The organism is Streptomyces sp. NPDC007095, from assembly GCF_040634475.1.
Lineage (GTDB): Bacteria > Actinomycetota > Actinomycetes > Streptomycetales > Streptomycetaceae > Streptomyces.
The window spans coordinates 1-6,051 of record NZ_JBEYFS010000394.1 but is presented as its reverse complement, the minus strand read 5'-3'; the positions used below and the strand labels follow the sequence as shown (position 1 = coordinate 6,051).

The window sequence follows — 6,051 nt, the reverse complement described above, 5'->3', positions numbered from 1 at the left end:
GACCGCGCGCGCCATCGCCCGCGCCGCCCTCGCCACCACGGCCGGCCGCTCCACCCGCCCCGACTTCGCCGCCGCCGCTACCACCGGACCCGTACCCCAGCGGGTCGCGGCCCTTCTCGCGACTCCCGGGCACCGCTCCCGCGCCGCCTCCTGGATCGCCCTCCTCCTCGTCGCCTGCGCGACCGTCTCGGCCTCCGCGGCGGCGACCGGCGTCGTCACCTTCCATCACGAGGTGGAGATCGCCCAGGGCGAGGAGACCCGCTGACCCTCCCGGGCCGGGTTGCCGGGTCAAGGCCGTGACGTCCATCTGTCTCCCTGCGGAATTTTCATTTACGCTCAGCGAGAGGGATGTTCTCCCTTCCCGACGGCACGGCGTCCGAAGCGGTGGCGCGCGAGATCGCCGCCGCCCCCGGCCGCCGTACCACCCACGTCGTCGACACCTCGACGATCGGGGTGAGCGCCGCCCGCTCCGTCGCCGCGCTGCTCGCCGAGAGCGGGGTCGCCTACGTCGACGCCCCGGTGTCCGGCGGTGTGGCGGGTGCCAGGGCCCGCACCCTCGCCGTGATGTACGCCGGGAGCGACGAGGCCTGCGCCCGCGTCGTGCCGGTCCTCGCCGCTCTGAGTGACCGCCGGCACCGGGTGGGCGACCGCCCGGGCCTCGCCCAGGCCCTGAAGCCGGCGAACAACTTCCTGGCGGCCACCACACTCGCCGCGACCAGCGAGGCGATCGCCTTCGGCAGGTCGGTGGGTCTCGACATGGCGACCATGGTGGAGGTGCTGGACGGGGCCGGCGGGCGCAGCGCCGCGACGAACGACAAGTTCCCGAACCATGTCCTCACCGGCCGCTACGCCGCCGGATTCACCAGCACGCTCATGACCAAGGACGTACAGCTCTACCTGCGTGCCGTCGAGGAAGAGGACCGGCCGTCACCGATCGGGGCGGCCACCGGCGCCCTGTGGGAGAGCTTCGCCGCGAAGGAACCCGGCGCCGACTTCACCCGCGTCTTCCCCTACGTCGAAGGAGCCTGATCCCGGTCCTCGTGAACCCGGCGGCGTACAGCGGCCGCATCTGCCGCGTGGCCGCCGGCCGGGACGCGGGCGCTACTCGGACGCGTCGCTGAGGCCGAGCCGCAGATGCTCGACGTGGTAGACCGCCTGGTCGAGGAGTTCGGCGACATGGTGGTCGTGCAGCGCGTAGACCACCGACCGGCCGCTCCGCTCGCCGACGACCAGGCCCAGGTTGCGCAGCAGCCGCAACTGGTGCGAGCAGGCGGACTGTTCCATGCCCACCTCGGCGGCCAGCTCCGTCGCCGGAAGCGGCCCTTCGCGCAGCCGCGCGAGGATCAGCAGCCGTGAGGGGGTGGACAGGGCCTGGAGCGTGGTGGCCACCTTCGCGACATTCGCCGCGTCCAGACGCACGCGCGTGGTGACGCTCTGAGCGGCGGCGTCCTGCGCGGTGGTGACGGCTCCATGACCCATGGGTGTATCTTACTCATCGCACATGAAGGCATGAATGAGTCTTCATATATTCCTGTATGGTGTCAGGGTGTCCTCCACTCTTGACTCGCCGCCCGTCCCCGCCCTCGACGCATCCGCCCGGACGGCCCCGCGCCGCCGCACCCGCGTCCTCGCGCTGCCGGAGGCCCGCTGGGCGCTCCTCGCGACCGTCGCCTTCCTGCTCGCGCTCCCGCTGCACTTCGCCGACGCGCCCGGCTGGACGTACGGGCCGCTCTACGCGGTCGCATACCTCGCCGGTGGCTGGGAACCGGCGCTGGAGGGGCTGCGGGCGCTGCGTGGGAAGACTCTCGACGTCGATCTGCTGATGATCGTCGCCGCCCTCGGCGCGGCCGCGATCGGACAGGTCCTGGACGGCGCCCTGCTGATCGTCATCTTCGCCACCTCCGGCGCCCTGGAGGCCCTGGCCACCGCCCGCACCGCCGACTCCGTACGCGGTCTGCTCGACCTCGCGCCCGCGAAGGCGACCCGGGTCACCGCCGACGGTGAGGAGTCCGTCCCGGTGAGTCGACTCGCCGTCGGTGACGAGCTGTTGATCCGGCCGGGGGAGCGGATCGGAGCCGACGGACGGGTCCTCGACGGTACGAGCGAGGCCGACCAGGCGACCATCACCGGCGAACCGCTGCCGGTCCTCAAGACCCCGGGCGACGAGGTCTTCGCGGGCACACTCAACGGCACCGGAGCCCTGCGCGTCCGTGTCGAGCGCGACCCCGCCGACTCCGTGATCGCCCGGATCGTCACCCTCGTGGAGGAGGCGTCGCGCACCAAGGCGCCGACGCAACTGTTCATCGAGAAGGTCGAACAGCGCTACGCGGTGGGCGTGGTGGCCACAACGCTCGCCGTCTTCGCCGTGCCGCTCGCCTTCGGCGCGGACCTCACCGGCGCGCTGCTGCGGGCGATGACGTTCATGATCGTCGCCTCGCCGTGCGCGGTCGTTCTCGCGACCATGCCCCCGCTGCTCTCCGCCATCGCCACCGCCGGCCGGCACGGCGTCCTGGTCAAGTCCGCGCTCGCCATGGAACGCCTCGGCGAGATCGACACGGCCGCCCTCGACAAGACCGGCACGCTGACGGAGGGCGCGCCCGAGGTGACGGCCGTACGTCCGGCGACCGGATCGGGGCTGGACGAGGACGCCCTGCTGGCGCTGGCGGCCGCCGCCGAGCACCCCAGCGAACACCCGCTCGCCCGCGCGATCGTCGCGGCGGCCCGCACCCGTGATCTGCGCCTCGCCCCCGCCTGCGACTTCACGGCGAAGCCGGGACACGGCGTCACCGCCACGGTCGACGGCCGGGTCGTGACGGTCGGCCGCCCCGACTCGGGCCTGGACACGGACACGGACACGGACACGGACACGGGTACGGGTACGGGCACGGACGTCGAAGGCGGCACGGTCGTCCTCGTGGAACGTGACGGCGCTCCCGTCGGCACGCTCGTCCTGGCCGACCGCCCGCGCGCCGACGCCGCCGAGACGGCCGCGGGGCTCACCGCTCTGACGGGCACCTCACCCGTACTTCTCACCGGCGACAACCCGCGCGCCGCCGCCCAGGTGGCCACCGCCACCGGCATCACGGACGTACGCGCCTCCCTGCTGCCCGAGGACAAGGTCACGGCCGTACGGGAACTGCAACGCGAGGGCCGCAAGGTCCTGTTCGTCGGCGACGGCGTCAACGACGCGCCCGCCCTGGCCGCCGCCCACTCGGGGGTCGCCATGGGCCGGGCGGGTTCCGACCTCGCGCTGGAGACGGCGGACGCCGTCGTCGTCCGCGACGAGCTGGCGGCGATCCCCGCGGTCGTACGGCTGTCCCGCGCGGCCCGCCGCCTGGTGGTCCAGAATCTCCTCGTCGCGGGCACGTTCATCACGGTCCTCGTCCTGTGGGACCTGCTCGGACACCTCCCGCTGCCGCTCGGCGTCGCGGGCCACGAGGGCTCCACCGTGCTGGTCGGGCTGAACGGACTGCGGCTGCTTCGGGAGTCCGCATGGCATCGGCCGGACGGAGGCCGACCTCGGTCGCTGTGAGGTTGATGTCGGATTCTCGCCAGCCCCGGCCCCGCGGGTGCCCGATGCTTGAGGCATGCGGAACGGGATGCACACCGACATGGAGCGCTGTGTGCGCGCTGTCCAGTCGAAGGACGCGCGCTTCGACGGATGGTTCTTCACAGCGGTCCTGACCACGCGGATCTACTGCCGGCCGAGCTGCCCGGTGGTGCCGCCGAAGCCCGAGAACATGACGTTCTACCCGAGTGCGGCGGCCTGTCAGCAGGCCGGGTTCCGGGCCTGCAAGCGCTGCCGTCCGGACACCAGCCCCGGCTCGCCCGAGTGGAACCAGCGAGCCGACCTCGTCGCGCGTGCGATGCGCCTGATCGGCGACGGGGTCGTGGACCGCGAGGGGATCCCGGGCCTGGCGGGCCGGCTCGGCTACAGCATCCGCCAGGTCGAGCGGCAGCTGCTGGCCGAGCTGGGCGCGGGACCGCTCGCGCTCGCCCGGGCCCAGCGCGCCCAGACCGCCCGGCTGCTCATCGAGACCACCACGCTCCCGATGGCCGAGATCGCCTTCGCGGCCGGTTTCTCCTCCATCCGCACCTTCAACGACACCGTGCGCGAGGTCTTCGCCCTCGCCCCGAGCGAGCTGCGCGACCGGGTGCCGAAGAAACGCGCCCCGGCCACACCGGGCGTCCTGAGCCTGCGGCTCCCGTTCCGCGCCCCGCTCAACCCCGACAACCTCTTCGGTCACCTCGCGGCGACAGCCGTACCCGGTGTCGAGGAGTGGCGCGACGGTGCCTACCGGCGCACCCTGCGCCTGCCCTACGGCCACGGGATCGTCGGGCTCACCCCGCACGTCGACCACATCGCCTGCCGCCTCACCCTCAGTGACCTGCGCGACCTGCCCGTCGCGATCAGCCGCTGCCGCCGCATGCTCGACCTGGACGCCGACCCGGTCGCCGTCGACGACCAGCTGCGGACGGATCCCGTGCTGGCGCCCCTGGTGGCGAAGGCCCCGGGCCGCCGGGTGCCGCGCACGGTCGACGAGGCCGAGTTCGCCGTACGGGCCGTCCTGGGCCAGCAGGTCTCCACCGCCGCCGCCCGTACCCACGCGGCCCGCCTGGTCACCGCGCACGGCGAACCCGTCGAGGACCCCGAGGGCGGCCTCACCCACCTCTTTCCCTCCCCACAGGCGCTTGCGGCCCTTGACCCGTCCACGCTCGCGATGCCGAGCACCCGCCGCACCACCTTCACCACCCTCGTACACCAACTCGCCGACGGGACCCTTCACTTGGGAGTGGAGAGCGACTGGGCCGAGGCCCGCGCCCGCCTCCTCGCCCTCCCCGGCTTCGGCCCCTGGACGGTCGACGTCATCGGCATGCGCGCCCTCGGCGACCCCGACGCCTTCCTCCCCACCGACCTCGGAATCCGGCGCGCGGCCCAGGAGCTGGACCTGCCGTCGACCCCAGCCGCCCTCACGGCGCGCGCGGCGGCGTGGCGCCCGTGGCGGGCGTACGCGGTCCAGTACCTGTGGGCGACAGACAGCCACCCGATCAACTTCCTCCCCGTATAAGCGACTTCAAGCAAACGCACATGCTTCAGGCGACTCGAAGGTACGAACTGTGAAACAGCACACGGTCATCGACAGCCCATACGGCCCCCTCACCCTCGTCGCCGAGGACGGCGTCCTCTGCGGCCTCTACATGGTCGGCCAACGCCACCGCCCGCCGGAGGAGACCTTCGGCGAACGCGACGACATGCCCTTCGGCGAGGTCGCCGACCAGTTGAAGGCCTATTTCGAGGGTGAGTCGAAGGAGTTCACCCTCGAACTGCGGATGTCCGGCACCCCGTTCCAGCGCAGCGTCTGGGAGCAACTGCGCCGCATCCCCTACGGCGAGACCCGCTCGTACGGCGAACTGGCCGAAGCCCTGGGCAACGCGGGCGCCTCCCGCGCGGTCGGCCTCGCCAACGGAAAGAACCCCATCGGCATCATCGTGCCCTGCCACCGCGTGGTCGGCGCGAACGGAAGCCTCACCGGATACGGCGGTGGCCTGGACCGCAAGCAGCGCCTGCTGGACTTCGAGAGCGGTACGGCTCTCTTCTAGGCCCTGTCGTCACATTCCCGTCTGCCCCGCGACGCCATGCACGCGCCCCCAAGTTCTCGGCTTCGCTCGAACAGGCAGGGACCCCCTTCGCCGCCGGCTCTCTGTGCCTCTAGCCCTCTTCGCCCAGCGTACGCAGCAGCTTCGGCAGCGCGGTTCCGATCGGTTCCCGTACGACCTGGTCGGCCCGGTCGTCGTACGGAGTCGGTTCGGCGTTGACGATGATCAGCCGGGCTCCGTGGTCGGCGGCGAGGCCCGCGAGTCCGGCGGCGGGCTGCACCTGAAGGCTGCTGCCGACCGCGATGAACACCTGGCATGCCTTGGTGATCGCCATCGCCTCACCGAGTACCACCGGGTCGAGCCGCTGCCCGAACATCACCGTCGCCGACTTCAGGATCCCGCCGCACTCCAGGCACGGCGGGTCCTCCTCGCCGGCCTCGACCCGCGCGAGCG

General features: G+C 72.4%; 6 protein-coding genes and 1 pseudogene. 5 read left to right on the top strand and 2 right to left on the bottom strand.

Going from position 1 to position 6,051, the window contains the following annotated elements; genetic code table 11:
• Window positions 1-265 (top strand): annotated as a pseudogene (locus tag ABZ656_RS55710) (M56 family peptidase); the annotation flags it as partial.
• Window positions 266-348: 83 nt separating this feature from the next.
• Window positions 349-1,029, top strand: coding sequence for an NAD(P)-dependent oxidoreductase (locus ABZ656_RS55705; RefSeq protein WP_360280074.1), 681 nt, complete (start codon window positions 349-351; stop codon window positions 1,027-1,029).
• Between the two features lie 72 nt (window positions 1,030-1,101).
• Here ABZ656_RS55705 and ABZ656_RS55700 read toward each other — a convergent pair whose 3' ends face one another.
• Window positions 1,102-1,479, bottom strand: a complete 378-nt coding sequence (locus tag ABZ656_RS55700) for a metalloregulator ArsR/SmtB family transcription factor (protein WP_101401774.1) — start codon at window positions 1,477-1,479, stop codon at window positions 1,102-1,104.
• 34 nt (window positions 1,480-1,513) lie between these two features.
• On the opposite strand from ABZ656_RS55700, the gene ABZ656_RS55695 reads away from it, so the two are divergent.
• Genes ABZ656_RS55695 through ABZ656_RS55685 form a run of 3 tightly spaced genes read left to right on the top strand, consistent with a single transcriptional unit; the run spans window position 1,514 to window position 5,601 of the window.
• Entirely contained in the window at window positions 1,514-3,532 is a 2,019-nt protein-coding gene (locus ABZ656_RS55695) for a heavy metal translocating P-type ATPase (protein WP_360280071.1), read from the top strand.
• Window positions 3,533-3,587: 55 nt separating this feature from the next.
• Entirely contained in the window at window positions 3,588-5,069 is a 1,482-nt protein-coding gene (locus ABZ656_RS55690; protein ID WP_360280068.1) for an AlkA N-terminal domain-containing protein, read from the top strand.
• A gap of 49 nt (window positions 5,070-5,118) precedes the next feature.
• A complete protein-coding gene (locus ABZ656_RS55685; RefSeq protein WP_360280065.1) occupies window positions 5,119-5,601 on the top strand; it encodes a methylated-DNA--[protein]-cysteine S-methyltransferase in 483 nt (160 codons plus the stop codon).
• 109 nt (window positions 5,602-5,710) lie between these two features.
• Here ABZ656_RS55685 and ABZ656_RS55680 read toward each other — a convergent pair.
• On the bottom strand, window positions 5,711-6,051 hold a 341-nt coding region (locus ABZ656_RS55680; protein WP_360280062.1), incomplete at its 5' end, for a Sir2 family NAD-dependent protein deacetylase.